The 24,292-nt window shown below is 41.4% G+C and carries 16 protein-coding genes and 2 pseudogenes; 16 read left to right on the forward strand and 2 right to left on the reverse strand.

The annotated features are described in order from the left end of the window. Positions 1-95: 95 nt before the first annotated feature. The 11 genes from MCJ35_RS03140 (at position 96) to MCJ35_RS03185 (ending at position 17,283) form a co-directional block, all read left to right on the forward strand. A complete protein-coding gene (locus tag MCJ35_RS03140; RefSeq protein WP_025483037.1) occupies positions 96-4,385 on the forward strand; it encodes a SpaA isopeptide-forming pilin-related protein in 4,290 nt (1,429 codons plus the stop codon). A gap of 214 nt (positions 4,386-4,599) precedes the next feature. Further along, positions 4,600-5,958, forward strand: a complete 1,359-nt coding sequence (locus MCJ35_RS03145) for an MATE family efflux transporter (RefSeq protein WP_155858385.1) — start codon at positions 4,600-4,602, stop codon at positions 5,956-5,958. Positions 5,959-6,075: 117 nt separating this feature from the next. Next, a complete protein-coding gene (locus MCJ35_RS03150; protein ID WP_008721886.1) occupies positions 6,076-6,768 on the forward strand; it encodes an iron-sulfur cluster assembly scaffold protein in 693 nt (230 codons plus the stop codon). Positions 6,769-6,795: 27 nt separating this feature from the next. Further along, positions 6,796-7,806 (forward strand): GGGtGRT protein, encoded by a 1,011-nt coding sequence (locus MCJ35_RS03155; protein ID WP_008721887.1) that lies wholly within the window; start codon positions 6,796-6,798, stop codon positions 7,804-7,806. A 1,659-nt stretch (positions 7,807-9,465) separates the two neighbouring features. Then, complete coding sequence (locus tag MCJ35_RS31825; RefSeq protein WP_081739049.1) at positions 9,466-9,639, forward strand: relaxase/mobilization nuclease domain-containing protein; 174 nt, start codon at positions 9,466-9,468, stop codon at positions 9,637-9,639. A gap of 510 nt (positions 9,640-10,149) precedes the next feature. Next, on the forward strand, positions 10,150-10,419 hold the full coding sequence (locus MCJ35_RS03160) for a helix-turn-helix domain-containing protein (RefSeq protein WP_051400566.1): 270 nt from the start codon (positions 10,150-10,152) through the stop codon (positions 10,417-10,419). 54 nt (positions 10,420-10,473) lie between these two features. Continuing rightward, the gene (locus tag MCJ35_RS03165; RefSeq protein WP_240299352.1) at positions 10,474-11,892 is read left to right on the forward strand and encodes an Eco57I restriction-modification methylase domain-containing protein; all 1,419 of its coding nucleotides are present in this window, start codon (positions 10,474-10,476) and stop codon (positions 11,890-11,892) included. 17 nt (positions 11,893-11,909) lie between these two features. Beyond that, positions 11,910-14,417, forward strand: a complete 2,508-nt coding sequence (locus MCJ35_RS03170; RefSeq protein ID WP_240299353.1) for an ATP-binding protein — start codon at positions 11,910-11,912, stop codon at positions 14,415-14,417. 7 nt (positions 14,418-14,424) lie between these two features. Beyond that, positions 14,425-15,093 carry a hypothetical protein gene (locus MCJ35_RS03175; RefSeq protein WP_025483030.1) on the forward strand — a complete coding sequence of 223 codons (669 nt, stop codon included), beginning with the start codon at positions 14,425-14,427 and terminating at the stop codon, positions 15,091-15,093. 4 nt (positions 15,094-15,097) lie between these two features. Beyond that, complete coding sequence (locus MCJ35_RS03180; protein WP_025483029.1) at positions 15,098-15,724, forward strand: HNH endonuclease; 627 nt, start codon at positions 15,098-15,100, stop codon at positions 15,722-15,724. Positions 15,725-16,077: 353 nt separating this feature from the next. After that, the gene (locus MCJ35_RS03185) at positions 16,078-17,283 is read left to right on the forward strand and encodes an IS256 family transposase (RefSeq protein WP_240299775.1); all 1,206 of its coding nucleotides are present in this window, start codon (positions 16,078-16,080) and stop codon (positions 17,281-17,283) included. Between the two features lie 252 nt (positions 17,284-17,535). Here the strand turns inward: MCJ35_RS03185 and MCJ35_RS03190 are convergent. Further along, a pseudogene (locus tag MCJ35_RS03190) lies at positions 17,536-18,716 on the reverse strand (ISL3 family transposase). 184 nt (positions 18,717-18,900) lie between these two features. On the opposite strand from MCJ35_RS03190, the pseudogene MCJ35_RS03195 reads away from it, so the two are divergent. Next, positions 18,901-20,098, forward strand: a pseudogene (locus MCJ35_RS03195) (IS256 family transposase). Between the two features lie 192 nt (positions 20,099-20,290). Here MCJ35_RS03195 and MCJ35_RS03200 read toward each other — a convergent pair. Beyond that, entirely contained in the window at positions 20,291-20,560 is a 270-nt protein-coding gene (locus tag MCJ35_RS03200) for a DUF6809 family protein (RefSeq protein ID WP_240299355.1), read from the reverse strand. Between the two features lie 137 nt (positions 20,561-20,697). On the opposite strand from MCJ35_RS03200, the gene MCJ35_RS03205 reads away from it, so the two are divergent. The 4 genes from MCJ35_RS03205 to MCJ35_RS03220 all read left to right on the forward strand — a co-directional run bounded on the left by MCJ35_RS03205 (position 20,698) and on the right by MCJ35_RS03220 (position 24,290). Next, the gene (locus MCJ35_RS03205) at positions 20,698-20,943 is read left to right on the forward strand and encodes a helix-turn-helix domain-containing protein (protein WP_025483026.1); all 246 of its coding nucleotides are present in this window, start codon (positions 20,698-20,700) and stop codon (positions 20,941-20,943) included. 27 nt (positions 20,944-20,970) lie between these two features. Beyond that, the gene (locus tag MCJ35_RS31830) at positions 20,971-21,900 is read left to right on the forward strand and encodes a HEPN domain-containing protein (protein WP_025483025.1); all 930 of its coding nucleotides are present in this window, start codon (positions 20,971-20,973) and stop codon (positions 21,898-21,900) included. 557 nt (positions 21,901-22,457) lie between these two features. Further along, complete coding sequence (locus MCJ35_RS03215) at positions 22,458-22,880, forward strand: MarR family winged helix-turn-helix transcriptional regulator (protein ID WP_240299356.1); 423 nt, start codon at positions 22,458-22,460, stop codon at positions 22,878-22,880. Positions 22,881-22,886: 6 nt separating this feature from the next. Then, the gene (locus MCJ35_RS03220; protein WP_025483024.1) at positions 22,887-24,290 is read left to right on the forward strand and encodes an MATE family efflux transporter; all 1,404 of its coding nucleotides are present in this window, start codon (positions 22,887-22,889) and stop codon (positions 24,288-24,290) included. The last annotated feature ends 2 nt before the right edge of the window (positions 24,291-24,292 follow it).

Here is a 24,292-nt window from a genome sequence, read left to right on the forward strand (position 1 = left end):
ATGTAGTAGGTACGGTATAATGAGGGCAGTCAGGGAATAGAACGATGTGATTTGATGGTGGTTCAAAAATATCTCATATTTTTTTACGTCCCTACTTGACACAAGCATATGATGACGATGGGAACCTGGAACTGGATGGGAACGGCCAGCCAATCCCAACCGCACAGCCTCACTGGATTGACCATATTCCCATTGGGTTTTATGTTCTGGAAGAGACAGCATGTCCTTATGAACAGGGCTATGTGCAGTCGGCACAAGTCAATATCCATGTAACAGAAACTGGCGATGTCCAAAGCTTTGAGATGGAAGATGATTTTACCGCTGTTGATATCTGGAAATACGACACACAGAACAACGATACCATTTACAAAGACAGCGAGGCGTACCTCACATTGTACCGTGCCCGCCTGGATGATAAGGGATATCCGCTGATTGAGGATGGCCTGCCTCAATATGATTCAGAGGCAAGCATATTTACATTCCGTGCAGCCACGTATCAGGATGGACAGGAGGTAGCTGCAACCGGAAGGGTAACACCGGATGCTGGAGGAATCCATGCAATCATGAAATATGATTATGATTTCCGTCCGATTCCCAATACCTATCAGGGCCGTTATTATTACACGGAAAATGGAACCACACGTCTTGAATATCTCCCGGTGGGATACTACGTCCTTACAGAGTCAAGTAATCCGGAGGGATATGCCACGTCAGGTCCAATCCTGATAACCATTGAGGACATAGGCCATCTGGAGAGGATACAGTACGCCCGGATGGGTGACGAACCTTTGAAAATGGAGGTTTCAAAGGTAAATGTCACTGGCGGAAAGGAAGTCCATGGGGCAAAACTCACTGTCTATCCGGTGGATGACAAGGGGAATATCCCTGATACACCGTTGGTTCTCCACCAGCCCACAAAAGAAGGCGGATATCAGGATATAGAAGCAGTGTGGGTCAGCGGTCTGGATGGAAGATACACCCGGGAAGACCAGACAGAAGGCAGGATTCCGGAGGGATTTATGCCAGGGGACTTAAAACCCCATCTCATAGAATATATACCGGAAGGCGATTATATATTAAGGGAAGAGACAACTCCATATGGCTTCCTTCAGTCGGTGGATGTACCATTCACGGTTACCGACACAGGGATAATCCAGAAAACAGAGATAAGGGATGAAATACCGGATGGAATCCTTGAGATAATCAAAAGTGATACGGACCGTCCAGATGAAAAGCTGTCCGGAGTTGAATTCCAGTTAACCAATCAGACCACGGGAAGAGTCTGTGAAACCGTAATGACTGACAGCCGGGGACAGGCCCGGTTCCGGCCACAGCCCATTGGTTACATGGACCGGGAAGGAAATTTCCAACCATACACCTATGTGTGCAGGGAAACCAAGGCGGCAGCCGGACATATGCTGAACCTGAAGCCATATGAATTCCAGTTCGAATACATAGATGAGGGCACCCCCATAATTGTGTTGGATTACCATCCATCCAATGATTCCAACCGCGTGGTTACGGATAAGCTGCTGGGAGACACCGGGGAAATGCTGGAAGGTGCAGTACTGCGCATTGAGCGGAGGAAAGACGGGGAATCAGAGGGCTGGGAGACAATAGACCAGTGGACAACCGGACGGCAGGGACATTTCACCAGGGATTTACAGGCCGGGGATTACCGTCTCATGGAGATGGAAGGACCGGAGGGCTTTAAAATCCTGGCTGAGCCAGTGGAATTTACCATAACAGACGGCATGGAGGAAGTCCTTCATCTGAAGATGCGGAACTATTCGACAATAATAGATATCTGTAAAATAAAAGACGGGACCGACACGCTGCTTGCAGGCGCCAGGCTCCGGCTGATTCGAAAGGATAGCGGTGAAATCATACAGGAATGGACGTCGGAGGAATCAGGAGGCCGCAGATTCCATGGTCTTGAGCCGGGAACCTATATCGTTCATGAAATCCAGGCACCGCCAGGCTATAAAAAAGCAGAGGACATGGAAATCACAGTGACGGACAGCAATCATACCACCCAGATATTCTATTATGCCAACCGTACCGCTTCCTCATCCGGCGGCGGAGGCGGCACGCCGAAACCAAGACCGGAATATATTTCCTTTAAAAAGACAGATACTTTAGGAAACGCAGTGGGAGGGGCGCAGTTCACCTTCTATGACCAGCAGGGAAATATAATCGGGACATCTGTAAGCGATTCCAATGGAAGCTTCCGTATAAAGAAACCAGCAGACGGCACCTATACATTCAAGGAAACCAAAGCGCCGTCAGGATATGCGCTGAATCCGGCAATTTACAGCTTTACGGTAAACGGCGCTGACATTATCCGCGGCGACTATCAGATTGTTAACCAGGATATGCGTATCGATATCACTAAGCTGGATGGCGATACAGGACAGCCCCTGGAGGGAACTGGCCTGCGCGTACGGAATATACAGGAACCGGACCAGGCAGTATTTGACGGAGTGACGGATGTAAACGGAATAGTCACATATCATCCAACAGGGCCAGGAACATTTTCCATAAGCGAAGTGACGGCGCCGGGAGGATATACGGCAACGGATACCAGCTATGAGTTTACTGTGGACAGTGAAGGACAGGTACGGGGGAATACCACCCTTTATAACTGGAAGGAAAAAATACCGGTAAAACGGATAGGGAGGATTACGGCCGTATATAAGGTTAAAAGCAGGTTTGGAAATGGTACCTTCCATTTTGGGACCGGGCCAAAGCATAGGGTTCAGACGGGAGATAATATGCCTGTTTTTGCTGTGGCTGTCCTTGGAATCTTCTGCCTGATTGGTTTTGCTGTCAGTTTGTATGTAAAAAAGGGAGCGAAATGGTCACGTGGAAAAAAGATGGCGGGGGTCATCCTGATTTTAATCCTGACAGGACTTATATTACCGTATGACAGTATGGCGGCACAGCAAGGAGAAGAGGCCGGAACAATGGCTTCGGAAACCATCTATGTATCAGATGAAATCATATATCCTGGAATGGAGGCAGTGGAGCCGGTTCCGCAATCCGCCTGGATATGGGCGCACGATGCAATAACGGGGCAGGACAGGAAGGTCCTGCTTCCCCTGTCAGATTATCATTTTTCAAATAAGCGATGGGAAAATGGTTTCCGGCTGGATGTAACGGTCCTGGATTATGGGGCAGACGGGTATCTGATGGAGGATGACCTGGTTGAGTTTCAGGGAGAAGGATTCCCGGAATATCTGAAAGAAAAGCTTTTAGCCCAGGCCGGACTGGATAGCCAGGCATACAGGATAGGACGGCTTCAATGGAAGGGGGAACCTTATGAGGAAGAAGGCGTATGGTACAGGGATGTGACGGCAGAGGGAAGCCGGATGGTTGCAGACTGTACGGCTGTATATAGTGGTGAAGTAAACAGGAGCGTGTTTGGTAACAGCGGTGCGCATGAGAGTGGGGAAATGGACCAGGGAAGTACGGATGATAGCGTGGCACATAGGGAAATGGAGATGCCGGGATATGTAACTGTTATCATAGCCACGACTATAATGGCAGGATGTGTATTTTCCTTTTGGATATGGCGCAGATACGGGTCCGGTAAGCTGATGACAGTATTTAAGCGGACCAGTGGACTGCTGTCCATCCTGTTTTTTGCCGGATTCATGATTTGTTCTGCAGTTCTTGTTAAAATGGGATCTGCTTATATAAATGGAAGGAATACATACCGTACAGTGAAGGAAACCGCTTATAAAAATACGCAGATGCAGATGGGGCAGCATATGCCGCGGATACAGCCTTCACCACCCGTTACGTATCCGTCACCTTCCATAAATGAGCAGGAACTGATCCTGCAAAATCCTGGGTATAAATTCTGGCTGTCCATCCCAGGAACCGAAATTGATTACCCTGTGGTACAACATGAAGACAACCAATATTACCTGACCCATGACTTTATGATGAAGGAACAGATAAACGGCAGTATCTTTGCAGATTGCAGCAGTATTCCCCTGGCAGCGGACAACACGGTCCTTTACGGACACAACATGAAGGACGGTTCCATGTTTGCAGGGCTTAAGAAATACAGGGAAACGGCATTTTACCGTGAACACCCGGTCATCCGGATCTTTTATCAGGGGAAATGGAAAGAGTGTCCCATTTTTTCCTGCCAGATTAGAAGTGAAAATGATGCAGGCGCCTATAAAACCAACCTTCTTATGGAAGAATGGGACGGCTATCTAAAAGAGATGAAGGAATCATCTATCTATGATACCGGAATCATTCCGGAGGGAAATGAAAAGCTGGTCACCCTGTCCACCTGTATTAATAAGAAGGAACGCCTGATCATCCAGGCGCTATTAAGCGAAGCCCAGCAGGGGAATGCCTTCTACTAAGAGGGGAAAAGCTATATACTAAGGGGAAAAGCCATATACTAAAGGGAAGAATTCTATATATTAGGAAAAGCTCCCATAGGACAGACATAAGCCAAGTGCTATATAAAGATAATCCATCCACCCGGCTATGCTAAGACATATACTTTCCGTATTGCATATAAAGACGAAAGATAGTATAGTAGTGGTTGAAATTATGAAAATATGATAGCGATAGGTGAAGTTTGTGAAGAAGAATATAGATTTATTAAATGGCAATATCCTGAAGTCCCTAACGGAACTGGCTGTTCCTATTATGGCCACATCCCTGGTACAGACAGCATATAACCTGACGGACATGGCATGGATTGGAATGGTTGGAAGTGATGCGGTGGCGGCAGTGGGAGCTGCCGCCATGTATACCTGGCTGTCCTCCGGCGTGGTGACCCTGGCCAGGATGGGAGGACAGGTAAAGTCCGCCCATGCCTATGGGGAAGGCAACCGAAGGGAAGTTATCCAGTACGGAAAGGGAGCGCTGCAGCTGGCCCTTGTGCTGGCAGCGGCATATGGACTGCTGACGAACCTGCTGGCTGGTCCGCTGATTGGCTTTTTCCATCTCAATTCCCCGCAGGTGGTTGCCAATGCCATTACATATCTGAGGATTGCCTGTGGGTTTATCGTATTTGCATTTATTGGACAGACCCTGACCGGGCTTTATACGGCCTCGGGCAACAGCCGGACCCCCCTGATGGCAAACTGCATTGGAATGGGGGCCAATATCATACTGGATCCCATTCTGATTTTTGGCCTGGGACCAATCCCGGGACTTGGGGTGGCGGGAGCAGCGGCTGCCACGGTTTCGGCCCAGTTCATTGTCAGCCTGGTGCTTGTATTATCCATGAGAAAGGACCCGGTGCTGGCAGCCCAGATGCGTGTCTGGAAGCCCACGCCATTGTCCAATATAAAGACCATGGTACGGATTGGTTTCCCTTCCGCCGTGCAGAGCATGCTTTACTGCAGCATTTCCATGATACTGACACGGTTTGTCACTTCGTGGGGCGACACGGCTGTGGCGGTCCAGAGGGTGGGAGGACAGATTGAATCCATCTCATGGATGACAGCAGAGGGTTTTGGCTCGGCCATCAATGCATTTGTGGGACAGAATTACGGGGCAGGCAATTTAAAACGTGTGAAGAAAGGTTATATGAAGGCAGCGGGTATTATGTTTATCTGGGGAATGTTCACGACCCTGCTTCTGATTTTCGGGGCAGTCCCCATATTCAGCCTGTTCATCCATGAACCGGAGGTCATACCGGCTGGAGCGGATTATCTGCGCATCATTGGGTTTTCGGAAATGTTCATGTGTGTGGAACTGATGACAGTGGGTGCCATGTCAGGCATGGGAAAGACCATGGAGGCTTCCGTGATTACCATCATACTTACAGCTGCCCGTATCCCGCTGGCCCTTCTACTGGGCGGGACAGCCCTGGGGCTTAACGGTATCTGGTGGGCACTTACCATATCAAGCATTGTGAAGGGGATTATTTTCTTTATCGTATTCCAGCGTATGATGCGTGGATGGGGGACTCAAAAATAAAAAATATGCTTGTAAAATGTCGTATTTTGTGAGAGAATAGAACCAAGTATGATGTGATAAATTTAACAAATGGGCACTGTACTTGATCAAATTCATTTTTGAAAGGAGTTTTAACACATGATTTATTCACATGAAGTAGAAGAGATGTGCACAGTTGCACAGGGCGTTCATCATGGCGCTGCTCCAATTCCGGAAGAAGCAAAATGGGTAAAATCAAAAGAAGTAAAAGACATTTCCGGCCTTACCCACGGTGTGGGCTGGTGTGCTCCTCAGCAGGGTGCCTGCAAACTGACACTGAACGTAAAAGAAGGTATCATCCAGGAAGCGCTGGTTGAGACCATCGGATGTTCCGGTATGACCCACTCCGCAGCCATGGCAGCAGAAATCCTGCCAGGACGTACTGTTTTAGAGGCTTTAAATACAGACTTGGTATGTGACGCAATCAATACAGCTATGAGGGAACTGTTCCTTCAGATTGTTTACGGAAGAACACAGAGTGCTTTCTCTGAGGACGGACTTCCTGTAGGCGCTGGTCTGGAAGACTTAGGTAAGGGCCTTCGTTCCCAGGTTGGTACCATGTATGGAACACTGAAAAAAGGTCCCCGCTATTTGGAAATGGCTGAAGGCTATGTAACCGGTATTGCACTGGATGCAGAAGATCAGATCATTGGTTATCAGTTCGTAAGCCTTGGCAAGATGACTGATTTCATCAAGAAGGGCGACGATCCTAACACAGCATGGGAAAAAGCAAAAGGCCAGTACGGCCGCGTTGCTGACGCTGTTAAGATTATCGACCCACGTAAAGAATGATGAAGACCGAATAGGAGGAATAAGAAGATGGCATTATTTGAATCATATGAGAGAAGAATTGACAAAATCAATTCTGTATTAAACAGCTATGGCATTGCTTCTATTGAAGAAGCTGAGAAGATTACCAAAGATGCAGGCCTGGACGTTTATGATCAGGTTAAGAAGATCCAGCCAATCTGCTTTGAGAACGCTTGCTGGGCATACATAGTAGGTGCTGCAATTGCTATTAAGAAGGACTGTAGGAAAGCTGCTGACGCTGCTGCCGCAATCGGAGAAGGCCTTCAGTCATTCTGTATCCCAGGTTCCGTTGCTGACCAGCGTAAGGTAGGTTTAGGCCATGGTAACTTAGGAAAGATGCTTCTGGAAGAGAACACAGACTGTTTCTGTTTCCTGGCAGGCCATGAGTCCTTTGCAGCCGCAGAGGGCGCTATCGGTATTGCTGAGAAGGCAAATAAGGTCCGTCAGAAACCACTGCGCGTCATCCTGAATGGTTTAGGTAAGGACGCTGCACAGGTTATCTCCAGAATCAACGGCTTTACATATGTAGAGACAGAGATGGATTACTACACAGGCGAAGTAAAGGAACTGTGGAGAAAGTCCTACTCCGAAGGCTTAAGGGCAAAGGTTAACTGTTACGGCGCGAATGACGTAACAGAGGGCGTTGCCATCATGTGGAAGGAAGGCGTTGATGTTTCCATCACCGGTAACTCCACCAACCCAACCAGATTCCAGCATCCGGTAGCCGGTACCTATAAGAAGGAATGTGTTGAGAAGGGCAAGAAGTACTTCTCCGTTGCATCCGGCGGTGGCACAGGCCGTACCCTGCATCCTGACAACATGGCAGCTGGTCCTGCTTCCTACGGCATGACCGATACCATGGGACGTATGCACTCCGATGCACAGTTTGCCGGTTCCTCTTCCGTACCTGCACACGTTGAAATGATGGGTCTTATCGGCGCAGGCAACAACCCAATGGTTGGTATGACGGTTGCGATTGCGGTTTCCATTGAGGAAGCGGCGAAGGAAGGGAAATTCTAAGAAATCCTTATTTTATAAGGGTTTGAGAAGTTTTGAGTTGTGCTGAAATTGAGTGTGTAGAACACGAGTTAGCGTACACGTAGCGCACAAAAGAATTGAAATTATAAGAGATGTTTTTTAGGGTGAACGCCTGTGAGACATCTCTTATTTTGTTATCTTGCATATTTCTTTATGAAGTTTCTCCATAATTTGGCTGATATAGGTTTTTCTGTAATATCTGTTATGGTGTGACCGACAATGAGTTTTAATATATTCGTCTATATGACATTCTTTGGCTTTTGTGATGAAGATATGTCTGGTTTTATGAGGCCGATGGATTAGCTTCAAGCGTATCATGACATTTACGAACCGGTTCCGGTATTTGCCACAGGTCATATAGGTTCCCAGCTGTCTATTATTGTCATAAAAATGTATTTGTTCTTTATTGGAAATCGTAACGAAAAGTGGGTTTTAAGAAATCCAGTGTTATAAGGACTGCCGACGTTGTTGAGATTGGCTGAAATGGTGTGAAAATTGGTGTTTAACCACAAGTAACTTACACAAACAAGATTGAAAAGAAGTTGTATTTTAGAGATGTATCAGTTTGGGATGGTATGCCTTTTCATCTTTTGACTTTGTTGATTTTGGACTGCAGCTGCTCCATAGTCCGGTAGATGTAAACTTTTTCAGTAATATTGGTGATGGCATGTCCGTCAATAAGCTTTATGCGATTGCTTGTGCCAAAACATTGCTTTGCTGAAACGGTTTCAGTATTTGTCGTAAGAAATCCGTCTTCCTACGTCCGGTGTTGAGTCCACATCTTTGAAGGGATATTCTTCGGCTTGATTGTCTCTCTTTTTGGTTAAGAAGAAAATGGGGGAATGAATAGGCACGACTCGATGTTTGCCGACATCTACCTTCAAGTTGCCCTGTATGGTTTTCGTCTTTAAATCAATATCAATGGTTTTTAAAATCGCTATTTCCTATGGTCGCCATAAGCCATATATCCCAATCAAGACTATATCAACAAATGGTATTTCATTGACAGTATCCCGAAGACAATCGAATTCTTCTTGGGTGGATGGGACGGTTTCTTTTTGCCGTGCTTCATTTTTATCCGGACTGCACACATGCTCGGACGAGTATAACAAACCTTCCTAAGTGGCATACCACTTAAAATTTGGAAAGGGAAAGATTCCCCCTTGAACCCCTGTTAAATCGAATGAAAAGAGAACGAATGTTTAATCGAAAAAGGAATCGAAGTCTTGCAGTTCGTACCACAGAGCAGAAGATTATGTGAATTAAGGAGAAAGTGAAACTATCAAGGCTATCTCAGTAGGCATACATTCTATCTTGCTTATTAAATAAATTCACGTAAAAGAAGGCGGGCTGGAAGTAGTAAAGGTTTTAAAAGAAATTGGCCACTCAGCTAAATGCTGGCCAGATTGATACTTGTTCCATAGAAAATTACAAGGAAAAGATGGAATTACGGTTAATCGGAGACTATAATTGCAGTCGATTGATTCGCTGAACAAGATAAGAGCAGAGAATAAGACAGATGAGAGGCAGTATATATATTTTATTCAGAGTTTCCTCAAGAATGAGGAAATTTCTTTAGAAGAGGCAAATCAAATTGTCGGGGTATTGGGGGAGAGTTGGCCATACTTTTAAGGTTACGAGCTGTGTTATGCCACCCACAAAGATAAAAATGATATCCACACTCATATAATTGTTAATTTTGTCAGATTTGAAATCGGTAAGAAATTCAACTATAATAAAAAATCTGCAAAAGATGAAAGATTTGCTGGAACAAATATTAGCCAAGCATCAAGAATTTATCTGTCAGAGAAATAATGAGATTATAGCCTTTGAAATGAACCTTTAGCGTCCTATTGAGAAGCATCATAGAAAAAATTATAGAAGCTGGATACTATGGTCGTCGTCACTGGTATTATTAAGAATGTAGAAAGAAAGGAGGATTTTTGTGAAAGAGTACTTGATATGGGAATTCAGGCGAATTGGTAGCCTAATTGAAAGTATATCGTTTCTTTGGATAAGAGCGGTAATAAGGTAAGAGATAAGTGATTACCATCCGTATTTAAAATAGACTATCTAAAGTTCTTGGGATTTGTTATAATCGTTTTAGTGGAGTGAGTAAAGAGGTTGTAAATAGATTTATAAGAGGTTTTTGTTTTAGCCTGTTACTTTGGAATAGTAGCAATGGCAAAGGCTATGAATAGCAGTTGTACGAGCTAGTAGATATAAAATAAATTATCATATGTACTATATTTAGTACCAAATGTATAAAGACATATTTTATGATTAGATAATGTACTGAATATAGAACATTATTGAGGCAGAATTATGCAGAAATTAAAACAGGAAAAGAAGATTGGCATAGGAGAAAATTTACGAAGGCTAAGAATTAGTAAAGGGTTTTCTCAAGTTGAAGTGGTTGCCAGATTGGAATTATATGGAATTAATATATGTAGAGTTACTTATAATAAAATGGAACACAATAATTATTCGATAAGGATTAATGAGTTGTTGGCGTTGAAAATGATATATGATTGTGAGTTTAAAGATTTTTTTATAGGATTAAAGTTTCCGTCATTACAAAATTTCGTAAATTAGTATAACATATCATTAAAGTATGATGTTTGAAAGATAAAAGGAAAGAGTTGTGTGATGTCTAAACAGAATAAAAATTGTAAAGTACCGACGCCTAAAGAGTATGTAGAAATTATGTTAAATCAGGTTGGTTATATAGAGAATTTATATGGTCGTAAAGTAATTGAGAACTCATGTGGAGAAGGAAATATATTAATTGAGATTGTTCGACGATACATAAAAGACTGTAAAAAGCAAGGGTATTCATGTGAAAAAATAGCTATTGGTTTATCTAATGACATTATAGCTTATGAAATAGATAAAGAAGAGTTGAAGATTTGTAGAAAAAAATTAAATAATATATTGAAAAACGAACATATAAAAAATGTACATTGGAAATTGAGGAACTCTGATTATTTAAAAAGTAGGGAGAAGCATGCTGATTTTATTATTGGAAATCCACCATATATTACATATCATGATTTAGATGAAAAGGAAAGAAAGTTTGTTCAAAATAATTTTGAGGTGTGTAAAAAAGGAAGATTTGATTATTGTTATGCATTTATTGAAGCAAGTATTAAATCATTAGGGGTTAAGGGGAAATTAGCTTATCTAATACCATATAGCATTTTTAAAAATAAATTTGCGAATGAGTTAAGAGATTATATAAAACCCTATCTTACAAGGATTTACGATTATAAATCAATAAAAATATTTCCAAGAATTATAAGTACATCTGCAATAATAATTTGTGAGAAAAATAATACTTCAAATATGTTAAATTATGAGCTGGTAAGTCAGAAATTAGATTATGTTATCGAAAAACAGAATTTAGGACCAAAGTGGGTTTTTATAGATAATAATGTAGGTACAAAACGGTTTGGGGATTTTTTCAAAGTCGCAAATGGTGTAGCAACATTATATAATAAGGCTTTTTTAATAGAAAGATATGTAGAAGATGAGTTATACTACTATGTTAATGGAATGAAAATAGAAAAAAGTCTATTAAAAACTGCAGTAAGCTCAAAAAGTTTAAAGAATGTTGATAATGATTTGTTGTTTAAAATAATATTTCCTTACAAAATAGAGGGGAATAAAATTAAAAATTATACAGAGGAAGAATTTTTGAAAAATTTTCCTCAAGCTTGTCTATACTTACAGCAATTTAAAGCAGAATTGGGGAATAGAAAAGCTGATAAGAATGCTAAATGGTTTGAGTATGGTAGAAGTCAATCTATATATGGGGTATTTGGCAAGAAGCTTATCATACCTATGGTGATTACTAATAATGTTGTTGCGTATGAGGCTGAAGCTGATTCTGTGCCATATGCAGGTTATTTTATAAAACAAAACTCGCAAAAGGATATGACACTTACAGAGGCAAAACAAATACTGGAAAGTAACGAGTTTTACAAGTATGTAAGAGAACACGGTACTCCGACAACAGTTACATCTTATCGGATATCAGTGAAAGATATAAGTGATTTTATGTTTTAAAGAGAGGTTAATAGATTATGGAATATTCTTTTGAAGTGAGTGCTAAAGCTGCAAGATTGCTTGGAAGAGAAAATATAGCAGATGCTGATGGTGCGTTGGTTGAATTGGTTAAAAATGGTTATGATGCAGATGCAAAGTGTGTTTATGTTTATTTCGATATTCCATTTCCAGATATACAAAAGCCTTTATCTGCGTTGGATTTAAAAAAAATCATATCGAATAAAGATTTTGAGAAAATTAAAGATAAATTTGAATTATCTGATGGAAAATATTCTATTAAAGAAGACTTAGGTCGGCAACTTTTAGATGAAATACAAAAAATATTATTTTCTTATAATTCTATTGTTATTATTGATAATGGGATAGGAATGGATTTGAAAACAGTAAAAACATCATGGATGCAGATTGCTACAAGTGGAAAGGAAATGGAAAGAACTAGTCCGGGAGGACGAGTTAAGACAGGAGAAAAAGGGATTGGACGCTTTGCGTTGGATAAATTATCTTTAAATTCAAAAATGTATACGAAAACAGGAAATAGTAACACCATTGAATGGAGCTTAGATTGGGAACAGTTTTCCAATGTGAAGCTATTAAGTGAGGTGAGAGCAGAAGTTAAAGAGAGTAATATTGCTTATAAAGAGGTTGTGAAAAGCATATTAGGTAATCGTTTTGAAAAAGTAAAAAAGTATGATTGGAGTCATGGGACAACAATCATTTTGTCACCAGTTCGTGAAGCTTGGAATGATAGAGTATATGAAAAAGTGAATTCAAGCCTTAATAGCATAAATCCAATAGGCTTTTTGGATCAATTTGATATTTATGTAGCAAATCTTTATCAATCAAAGTATAATATGGAACCAGACAAAGATAAAGATGAAAAGATTGACTTTGATTATAAGATAACATTTCAGTATGATGGAGAGCGTAAACTTAATGTAGAATTAACTCGAAATGAGGTTAACGTTAGTAAAAGAAAAATTGATATTGAAGTAAACAATAAATCTAAAAGTTTTTATTTGGAGGATTTTTGGAATCGAAAAGCGTTTTCTAATCAGCCGTATCGTAGGGAAAATTATAATGACATCATAAAATTTGAAATTGATATTGTAAAAGAGTTGGAAGATTCACTAGATAGAGTTAAAAGTGTTGGGGCCTTTTCTGGTGATTTTTATTTTCTTAAGTCTCAAAATAGTAGTAAAGAATATGATATAATGAAACGAGTAAAAAGCCGAAGTCGTAAGCAATTGTTGGATTGTTATTCTGGAATAAAAATATATCGTGATGACTTTAAAGTTAGGCCATATGGAGATAATGTGGGACCAATGTATGATTGGATAGGGCTTGGCGCAAGACAACAAGCTAGTCCAGCTGGTGCAGCGGATCCTAATGGTGCATGGCGTGTATTGATTAATCAATTAATTGGTAATGTAAAAATAAAACGAGATGTTAATGCTAATTTATTTGATATTAGTAATAGAGGCGGATTAATGCTTAATGAGTCTTATTATATATTTGTTGAGATGCTCAAAGAGGTATTGAAAATTTTTGAATATGATAGACAATATTTTTATAGAGAATATAAAAAGTGGTATGATGAATGTAAAAGTAGTTTAAGCCCGACAGACAGAATCATTGATAGCGTGAAAAATAGAAAGAAGAATAAACAAAAGCAAGATGATGATGACTCTGAGAACAATAGTTCAAATAATCAAGGTGAATATAAAGAGGATTCAAAGGAGGAATATAGCAAATATGAATATGAAGAAGCAGTAGCGGATTTGATTGAAGAAAAAACTGAGGAAATAAAAGCGAAACAAATAATGGAAATGCTGAGTTCGTCTGGCATCATAATAAATACGTTTTTTCATGAGTTACGTTATATTTCTGTGGATTTTGCAAGTCGTGCACCATTACTAAAACGTTGTATTGATTATATGATAGGCGGAGAGTATGAAGGGCCTAAGCCATATAACCCGTATCCAAGGATAGAAGATTTAAACAATACTGATAAATTACTGAATGAATGGTTACATGTTGCGATGGATGGGGTACAGAAAGAGAATCTGGATATTAAAGAAGTGGATATAAATCTTGAAATAGAAAAAATAATTAATAATTGGAATGGATTGCTTCAGATGAAAAATATTAATGTTAATTTTATTCCATGTCAAGAGCAATGCATAAAATCTATATCTATTGCAGATATTAATATCATATTAAATAATTTTTTGTTAAATTCTGCTTATTTTTTAGAAGAAGATTATAATGATAATCGCTTAATAGAAATACAAATTTTGGATGAAATGGACTATTTAATCCTTAGGCTATTTAATAATGGGCCAAAACTGGCATCCGAATATTTTATACGTCCACAAATTATTTTCGAATTGGGAAAGACTACGAAAGAACGGGGAACAGGGTTAGGTCTATGGATTTTAAGAGAAGCGACTATCCGTAATAATGGCGAGGTATATGTTGATACAGATATAGAAGGATTTCAATTAAAAGTGCATTTCAGAAAGTAGGTGTAGTATGTATAAAATTGGTATATTAGAAGACCGTCAAAAAGAAATTGATAATGTCATATTAGTCATAATGGAGAATGGTAGATTTATTGATAATATTCCTGAAATTACAGAAGAGAGTTTTGTCATTTATAAAGTGGATGATCATGTAAAAGTTAAGAATCAAATTATTAGAGCAATTGAAAACGATATAAATGAAAACGTCATCCAAGGATTAATAGTGGATTATAAAATAGATACCAAAAAAGACATATTTACTGGGGCAGATGTCGTAAGGCAAATAAAGGATACTTTGACAGAATTTCCTATTGTAATATTAACCGCTGCAGTTGATATGTCGAGAACTTCTGTGTATGTTGATCCTGATAAAACTTATAATAAGGAAGTGTTTTTTAATGTTGATAAGCCGGAGAGCTTAGAATTAACTAAAAATATATTTAGAAATATGGAACGTTATGTACAGCTTAGGGAAAAGCTAGAAGTAGAATTAGATCAAGAATTGAATAATTTAGGTAATGAGTTTTCAGATTTGACGCTATCGAAAGTTATAAAAATTGAAAATGAATTATCAAAGTACAAGAAACTTGAAATGACACAGATTGATAAGACTTTAGATATTTCTGTACTAAAAGAAACAATGGAAACACTTAGAAATATAGAGGAGAGTATAGACTAGTATCATGATAAAATATAGATTTAAAGAACACAAGATTAATAAAAGCGAAAATATACACTTTGATAACATTAATGAATATTCACCGTATTTGAAAAAAGATTTTAATAATCATTGCTGCTATTGCAATACATTAGATGAATTAGTTGCTCCTTTGCCTTTTGAAAAAGATCATTTTGTTCCTAGAGCGGTTTTTGAAAAAAATAATTGTTTAAGCCTTGATAATGATTATAAGAATTTGATGTATTCGTGTCCAAAGTGTAATGGAACGAAAGGAAAGAAGCATTCAGGTAATATTGGTAAAGGAGAAGTGGTCAACGATTGCTTTTATAATCCTGTTGAAGTTGATTATAATAGTATATTCTATAGAAATGAATACGGAATAATTCAATCTGATGATGAAAAAGGAAAACAGATGTTGAAAGATTTACGTTTATATCGAAAGCTGCATGCGTTTGCATATGTATTAGAGAAATATAAAACTACAAAAGATATATTAGATCAAAAGTATGAACAGGAAGAAAATAAAAATAAGAAACAAGTTTATGAAAAAGCATTGTTTAATATACAAAGAAAATACATAGAACTTACAAAAATATATTGTAGCAATTATTATAGTAAAGAATTTAATTAAAAGGGCATGTTTGGAAATTATATATCCTTAGTCATTTTAACTAAATTAAGATTGAAGCAATGCATATGAACCCCAGAAAGGTACTGGCCAGTTTATCATAACGTGTCGCGATTCAGGACCATCCCAAAGATTGTGTAAACCTCCAAACTGATGTAAGATAAAATCACACAGTTTGGAGGTTTTATGGCTCTTTGTCAATAGTTGGGGTGGGATTTGTTAAAATCCCGCCCCAGCTCTATGATAAGGGGACCATCCCAAAGATTGTGTAAACCTCCAAACTGATGTAAGATAAAATCACACAGTTTGGAGGTTTTATTATGGCAAGAAAAAACGACACACCACAGAAAGCTGCTATGCGGGAACTCATGAAGGGCTACTTAAAACAGAATGATGTGAAAATCAAAGACGGTACCGATGTGAATGCAATCATGAGGGACATGATGTCGGTCATTCTGGAGGGTGCTCTGGACGAGGAGCTGGACGAGGAACTGGGCTATTCCAAATACGATTACCACAACAAGGATACGGCCAACAGCCGCAACGGACATTCCCAAAAGACCCTGCATACCAGCTACGGCGATATGGGGCTTGATATCCCCAGAGACAGAGCCGGGGAGTTTGAACCGCAGGTCATCAAGAAATATCAAAACACGGTCACTCAGGACATGGAGGAAAAGATCATCTCCATGTACGCAAAAGGGATGACTACGAATGACATCGAGAGCCACATGAGGGAACTCTACGGGATTGACATTTCCGACAGCACCATAAGCCGTATCACAGACAAGATACTCCCCATCGTAAAAGAGTGGCAGGAACGCCCTCTGGATGAGATATACGCTGTTGTATTTCTGGATGCAATCCATTACCATGTACGCAACGAAGGACGCATTGCAAAGCAGGCGGTATACATCGCCATAGGGATTGGCATGGATGGAAGGAAGGATGTTCTGGGGATGTATGTGGGGCAAAATGAAAGTGCAAAGTTCTGGCTGTCCATCCTAAACGGATTGAAAAACCGCGGAGTAAATGATATCTTGATTGCATGTGTGGACGGCCTGACGGGATTCCCCCAGGCAATCGAAGCGGTATACCCCCAGACAGAGATTCAGCAGTGCATTATCCATCAGATCCGGAATACAACGAAATTCGTATCCTACAAAGAAATCAAGCCGCTAATGGCTGATTTAAAGCGGGTATATACTGCACCGACAGAGGATGCAGCCTTGGGTGCCCTAGAAGATTTCAGTGAGAAATGGGATGGTAAGTACCCCAAGATATCGAAATCCTGGAGAGAGAATTGGGCAAATCTGTCAACATACTTCAAATATCCAGAAGCGGTGAGACGCCTGATATACACGACAAATACGATAGAGGGGTTCAATCGCCAGCTACGGAAAGTGACAAAGTCAAAGACGGTATTTCCTTCTGATGACAGCCTGTTAAAAATGCTATATCTGGCGATGATGGACATCACGAAGAAATGGACCGGGCACCGCCAGGACTGGGGCCAGATCCACTCCCAGCTGGAGATATATTTCGAGGAGCGTTTATCCTGATTATAAGCAGAAGCGGGCTGCCAAATCAGTTTTTCTTGACATGCCCAAAAACAGCATTATAATACAGAGAAAGGGCAAGGCCCGAAAAAACGGCTTTGCCCTTTGGTAACCAATGACATATCTTGTATCAGTTTTTTGAGTTTACACAAAATTTGAAACGGTCTCATGATAAGAGCACTTTTTATGCATGATTCCAAGTCTTACTGATTTTGGGCATACCAAATAAGCCTCCGCATGACCGACCATCTTATCCTATGATGTACAGTGGAGTATCCGGGTCCGGAAACGCCTGAAGTTCCGGATCCGTAGCTGCTCCGCTTTAATACCTTTATCTTGTTGTTGAATCCTTCTGTCGGGCCATTTGTCAGCCTGTATTTAAAGGCATTCAGGATTTCCTTCCGCCAGGCCCTGTAGGTCCTGGCACAGTCCTCAAATTCCTTAATCCCACAGCCCTGTGCATCCGCAATCCAGTCATCAAATTCCCGCTGCTGCTGACGGTAGGCTTCCATCTGGCAGATATCGTAAAACCACTCCTTCATGCGGTGCGCCTGGCGCAGGTCCTCACTGTATAGAAGCATCAGGTTACAGGCCTGCCTGTCCTCATCCTTCAGCTTTTTATAGCGGGTCAGGATGAGCTTGCGGCTGCGTTTGTAATACCTACGCAGGGAGGCCGGCATGGACTTCTGAAGCCGTCTGCGTACGTTTTCAATGGCCCATGTGACCTGACGGATGAAATGGTATTTATCCACAATGATCTTTGCGTTTGGGAAGAATGTCCGTGCAGGCTCTGTATAGGGCCGCCACATGTCGCAGATGAAGAACCTTACATTCAGGCGTTCTTTCCTGGGGATACTGCGCCAATAATCCGCCAGATGACCCTGGGTCCGGTCTGGAAGGATATCGAGGATGCGCCGCTTTTTCGGATTAACCAGGATGCATTGATATCTGCCGGTGGAAGCGTTCCCTTTGAATTCGTCAATGGAAAGTGCCTGAGGGAGCCGGTCGGGCGGAGGATAGCTGATGGTATCCAGGAGCCGGCAGACCGTCTGGACGGAAACACCGGTAAGCCCAGCAATCTGTTTTACGGAAAAGGTCTGGCGGAGCAGGGATACAATGTAGAATGCAAGCCTGCGTGTCCTGCGGTGGTAGCTGGGCAGGAAAGGGCAGGGTCCCGTAAAACGTTTGCGGCAGGAGGTACAGAGGTAACGCCGTTTACGAAGGACCAGGATTACGTGTTTACCCTGTAAGGGGATGTCCTGGACCTCCTGCAGGCGGTAATCATGGACCCGTCTGGTTTTAGCCCCACAGCAGGGGCAGGTCTGTTCTGCCGGTTGTGACAGGATAAAAATTTTAATGAAAGAGTCCGCCTGGACCACTTTTTTAATTGAGACACCTTCCAAGTTAAGGAAAGTCTTGGTATAATTAGGGTACATCTATAAGGGTCACCTCCATATACATTAAACTTTGGTCGGAATAATGGGTTTGGGAGGCTTCTTATAGATGTATTTTATTACAATCAAAAGAATGTTGGAAGTGTGCTTTTCAGCACACCCCAACATTCAGTATAGAACCGGTTTTATTATGGCAAGAAAAAACGACACACCACAGAAGGCTGCTATGCGGGAGCTTATGAAGGGCTACTTAAAACAGAATGATATGAAAATCAAAGACGGTACCGATGTGAATGCAGTCATGAGGGACATGATGTCGGTCATTCTGGAGGGTGCTCTGGACGAGGAGCTGGACGAGGAACTGGGCTATTCCAAATACGATTCCCACAACAAGGATACGGGCAACAGCCGCAACGGACATTCCCAAAAGACCATGCATACCAGCTACGGCGATATGGGGCTTGATATCCCCAGGGACAGGGCCGGGGAGTTTGAACCGCAGGTCATCAAGAAATATCAAAACACGGTCACTCAGGACATGGAGGGAAAGATCATCTCCATGTACGCAAAAGGGATGACTACGAATGACATCGAGAGCCACATGAGGGAACTCTACGGGATTGACATTCCCGACAGCACCATAAGCCATATCACAGACTACTCCCCATCGTAAAAGAGTGGCAGGAACGCCCTCTGGATGAGATATACGCCGTTGTATTTCTGGATGCAATCCATTACCATGTACGCAACGAAGGACGCATTGCAAAGCAGGCGGTATACATCGCCATAGGGATTGGCATGGATGGAAGGATGTCCTGGGGATGTATGTGGGGCAAAATGAAAGTGCAAAGTTCTGGCTGTCCATCCTGAACGGATTGAAAAACCGCGGAGTAAATGATATCCTGATTGCATGTGTGGACGGCCTGACGGGATTCCCCTAGGCAATCAAAGCGGTATACCCCCAGACAGAGATCCAGCAGTGCATCATCCATCAAATCCGGAATACAACGAAATTCGTATCCTACAAAGAAATCAAGCCGCTAATGGCTGATTTAAAGCGGGTATATACTGCACCGACAGAGGATGCAGCCTTGGGTACCCTGGAAGATTTCAGTGAGAAATGGGATGGTAAGTACCCCAAGATATCGAAATCCTGGAGAGAGAATTGGGCAAATCTGTCAACATACTTCAAATATCCAGAAGCGGTGAGACGCCTGATATACACGACAAATACGATAGAGGGGTTCAATCGCCAGCTACGGGAAGTGACAAAGTCAAAGACGGTATTTCCTTCTGATGACAGTCTGTTAAAAATGCTATATCTGGCGATGATGGACATCACGGAGAAATGGACCGGGCACCGCCAGGACTGGGGCCAGATCCACTCCCAGCTGGAGATATATTTCGAGGAGCGTTTATCCTGATTATAAGCAGAAGCGGGCTGCCAAAACAGTTTTTCTTGACATGCCCAAAAACAGCATTATAATACGGAGAAAGGGCAAGGCCCGAAAAAACGGCTTTGCCCTTTGGTAACCAATGACATATCTTGTATCAGTTTTTTGAGTTTACACAAAATTTGAAACGGTCTCGTGGTTCGCCCTTTCCATTTATATCAGCTATTCACTGGTATCGGAGAAATCAGTCTGATAAATTTCAATCATCATTCGTGCGCCTAGGCGAAAACCATCAATAAACATTACAGACATTTCTATGGGGACAGTATCAAGCTGTTCGTCCATAATTTCAATGAACCGTTTGGCCAGCGGTGGTTCCAATAATTTTAGCTGTTTCATAAATTCATCGTAATGCTTGTAGTGTTCCTGGCGCATTTTTCGGTATACTTCTGTTCTGAGTGTACTGGTCAGCGGGGAATACTTCTCCATCATATAATTTCAGCAGTAGACTTTTCATGGAAATTCTCCTTTTTAATATATTTTGACATTCATTAAATGTCAATATAATTCTTAGTTTATCATATAATGGAGAAAATGACAATCACTGAATGTCAATTAAGGAGCGTTTTATGTATAAAAACAAGGCGGAAAACGGTGGAAATAATATTTGCGGCCAGAGGATAAAGGAAATCCGGGAGAGCCTGCCAGAGAAAACTTCACAGCGGAAACTGGCGGATATGTTGCAAATGACAGGATTGGATATTGATAAGAATGCGGTGCAGCGGATTGAAAGTGGGAAACGGTTCGTGACGGATATTGAGTTGAAGGTGATTGCGGAGTTGCTGGGGGTTAGTTATCAGGAGTTGTTGGATTGAAATAATTATTTATTAAGGAGAAGAATAGTGGAAAAAGCAATAGTATTTGTTACTAATATTTCGGAAACACTGGTTGGAAAAAAGATTTGTGGATTCACATTAAAGAAAGTATATAGAAACAGTAATGCAGACTATCTAAAAGAAAATTTAACATCTTGGGAATTTGGTGATAGGTTATTAGAATACAGTAAATTTACATTAGCTAATCAGCCAGACAATTTTTTACATGAGGATAAAAAGGGAGAATATTATTTGTATTTTCAAGGAAAGGAGAGAGAAGAAAATACCATAGATATTTTTGGAGAAATAGTTGTGTTTATAGAAAGCATAGTTGTGTTTAAAGATAGTGCTGTATCTTTTTCGCACCCACATAAATTTTCTGACAAATACGGAACGGGAATTTTAAGATTGCCTCTTCACAATTACTATAGTTTGAACGATTATTCTAAATTTGTGTTGGAAGGAAATGAATTTTTAGAATTAGAAAACTTTTATGAAAAGTATAAGCAAGTTAAGAAAAATAAAGATTTGATTAGAAGAATGGTAGAGTTATGGTTGACTTCTAGAAGAACTCCATATTTTGATGTGAAATTTATTTTGCATGTAACAATTTTAGAAATGTTTATTGATGGTAATGCAGAATTAACTTATAGATTGTCGAGAAGTGTTGCTATTTTTTTGGGAGAAACAAAGGAAAATTCCGAAGAAATTTATAAAAATATGAAGAAGTTGTATAATGCAAGATCCAAATATCTTCATAATGGAGAAGAAAATAGAGACAACCAAAACGAAATAAATGCTCTACATTATGCAAGAGCATTGATTGTAAGATTAATTACCTTTAGTTCAGCATTCAATAGTTCAATAACAGATATAAGGTCAGAAATTGATAAACTGGGATTTGGTGAATGTAGATTGTTAGAAGAATCTTTAAAAAATAGAAATCAAGAGGAATGAGAGGTGTAGAGTAGCGCACCTATAGCGTACAATCATGCCCAAAACTCTAGAAAATTCAGCCTACACCGTTTCCATCGAGGAGAGCGCTAAAGCAAATCCTAAAATATCCCTTATGAAATAAGGATTTATAAAATTTGAGATTTTTTTCATGATTGGAACAAAAAGCAATTAAGATAATTTCGCTATCGAAATAAGATGGTTCATGATATAAGTTCATCTTAGCAAAAAAAGCTGTTGTGTCCATTGGATGCAAAGTAAAGCCCCAGGGAGAGGCAATTCCTTGGGGCTTCTGTTTTCCTTTTAAAGAGGAATAACTTAGGCAGGCTGTTGGTTACGTATTTCCATACAACCATCTGCAGATACGCCAGCAGGCTATACCCGCCGTGATAGGGATAAGGAAAGCGGTTATGTATTCCAGTCCAAGTGAACACTAAAATCCAATAAATCCAATAGATTCAGTAAACAAAAAAAAGTTGACTATCCAACCATTTCATGATATATTATATTCGTTGACTATCCAACTAATTATATGGTGAATGATGATGACAGAGCGCAACATGATTAGCAGCATATCCATGATGTATCGGCAGGCGCACCGGTTTTATGACAAAAAGCTGGAAGAGTACAATATCAGCAGCGGGCAGCTGACTTTTCTTTTGTGTATCCATGAGCATGAGGGAATCAGCATGTACGGTGTGGCGCAGTTGGGACATTTTGACAAGGGGACCGTTACAAAGGGGATTCAGAAGCTGGAAGAGCAGGGATATATCCGGGTGGAAACGGATGAGGCAGATAAGCGTTCAAGGCGTTTATACACAACGGGGAAAGCGGTTTTGATCATAGAACGGCTCTATGGCATCCGTCAGGAATGGAATGAAATCCTGGTGGACGGCCTGACACCGGAGGAGTGTGCAAAGGCAGAGGAATTATTGGGGAGAATGGCAGAGAATGCCTGGAAGTACATGAATGAAAGGAATTAAACAAGAATGACTGAAAGTACAATCATACATAAAGAAAACCCACTGGGTACGGAGCCGGTCGGCAAATTATTGCTGGCCTTCTCTGTACCCTCAATCATTGCATGCCTGGTTAATTCGGTGTACAACATCGTGGATCAGATTTTTATTGGACAGGGGGTTGGATATCTGGGAAATGCCGCGACCACGGTTTCATTTCCAATGATGACCATCGTGATGGCGTTCGCGACCCTGGCCGGTTCCGGTGGCGGTGCTTATGCAGCTATCAAGCTGGGGGAAAAGGATGTTCGGGAGGCAGACCTGACACTGAACAACCTGTTTTCCATGTCCCTCATCATCGGAATCCTGATTTCCGCTCTGGGACTTCTCTTTCTGGATCCCCTGCTCCGCATGTTTGGCGCCACGGAAACAGTTATGCCGTACGCGAGGGATTACACCTCCATCATCCTCATGGGAGTGCCGTTCAGTGTTTTGGGAATCACAATGTCCAATATGGCAAGGACGGATGGGAACCCCAGGCTTTCCATGTATGGTATCCTGATTGGCGCAACCCTCAACACAATCTTGGATCCGCTTTATATCTTTGTTTTCCATTGGGGGGTAAAAGGGGCGGCCATTGCCACAATAACCTCCCAGATTCTGTCTGCCGGTATTCTCTGCCATTATTTCTGGAGACGGGGCAATATGCGGTTTCAGTTTAAGCTTATGAAGCTGGTGCCCCGGGTCTGTGTGAAGTCCCTTACGCTTGGGGCGTCTTCCGGCATTGCCCAGCTGGTTGCCTGCGTGATGCAGGTTGTAATGAATAATTCCCTGGTTTATTATGGCAATCAGAGCGATGTGACCGGTGATGTGGCGCTGAGCGCCATGGGAATCGTGATGAAGATTGTAATGATACTTGGTTCTGTCTGTATTGGCATTGGAGTCGGTTCCCAGCCTATCCTTGGGTTTAACTACGGGGCTGGAAAATATAAGAGGATCCGTGACACCTATTTTAAGGCAATCATCTATGCCACTGTGTCCATTTCCGTTGGATGGCTGGTCTGTCAGACAATGCCTCATTTAATCCTGAGGCTGTTCGGAAGCGGCAATGCGCAATTTACACGGTTTGCTGTAAAATGTATGAGGATATATCTGGGCGGCCTTTTCTGCGCAGGTTTCCAGATTGTTTCCACCAACTATTTCCAGGCTACAGGACAGCCATTAAAGGCGTCCCTCCTTTCCATGCTGCGCCAGTTAATCATCCTTATTCCGCTTCTGCTGATTTTGCCCCTGTTTTTTGGCCTGGATGGGATTCTCTACGCCGGACCCGTGGCTGATATAGGTTCTGCTGTCATCGTGGCCTGCTTTATCATTCCATCCATGAAAAAGCTGAATCAAAAGATACGTGAAAGTCAGGGACATGAAAGCATTTGATT

It is taken from the genome of Enterocloster sp. OA13, from assembly GCF_022440595.1.
Taxonomy (GTDB): Bacteria; Bacillota; Clostridia; order Lachnospirales; family Lachnospiraceae; genus Enterocloster; species Enterocloster hominis.

Coding starts and splice junctions, on each gene's coding strand:
- MCJ35_RS03175 (WP_025483030.1), top strand. CDS start 14,425: ATGTATAAAATTGGTATATTAGAAGACCGTCAAAAAGAAATTGATAAT.
- MCJ35_RS03150 (WP_008721886.1), top strand. CDS start 6,076: ATGATTTATTCACATGAAGTAGAAGAGATGTGCACAGTTGCACAGGGC.
- MCJ35_RS03215 (WP_240299356.1), top strand. CDS start 22,458: ATGATTAGCAGCATATCCATGATGTATCGGCAGGCGCACCGGTTTTAT.
- MCJ35_RS03155 (WP_008721887.1), top strand. CDS start 6,796: ATGGCATTATTTGAATCATATGAGAGAAGAATTGACAAAATCAATTCT.
- MCJ35_RS03170 (WP_240299353.1), top strand. CDS start 11,910: ATGGAATATTCTTTTGAAGTGAGTGCTAAAGCTGCAAGATTGCTTGGA.
- MCJ35_RS03200 (WP_240299355.1), bottom strand. CDS start 20,560: ATGATGGAGAAGTATTCCCCGCTGACCAGTACACTCAGAACAGAAGTA.
- MCJ35_RS03185 (WP_240299775.1), top strand. CDS start 16,078: ATGCGGGAACTCATGAAGGGCTACTTAAAACAGAATGATGTGAAAATC.
- MCJ35_RS03165 (WP_240299352.1), top strand. CDS start 10,474: ATGTCTAAACAGAATAAAAATTGTAAAGTACCGACGCCTAAAGAGTAT.
- MCJ35_RS03180 (WP_025483029.1), top strand. CDS start 15,098: ATGATAAAATATAGATTTAAAGAACACAAGATTAATAAAAGCGAAAAT.
- MCJ35_RS03220 (WP_025483024.1), top strand. CDS start 22,887: ATGACTGAAAGTACAATCATACATAAAGAAAACCCACTGGGTACGGAG.
- MCJ35_RS03205 (WP_025483026.1), top strand. CDS start 20,698: ATGTATAAAAACAAGGCGGAAAACGGTGGAAATAATATTTGCGGCCAG.
- MCJ35_RS03160 (WP_051400566.1), top strand. CDS start 10,150: ATGCAGAAATTAAAACAGGAAAAGAAGATTGGCATAGGAGAAAATTTA.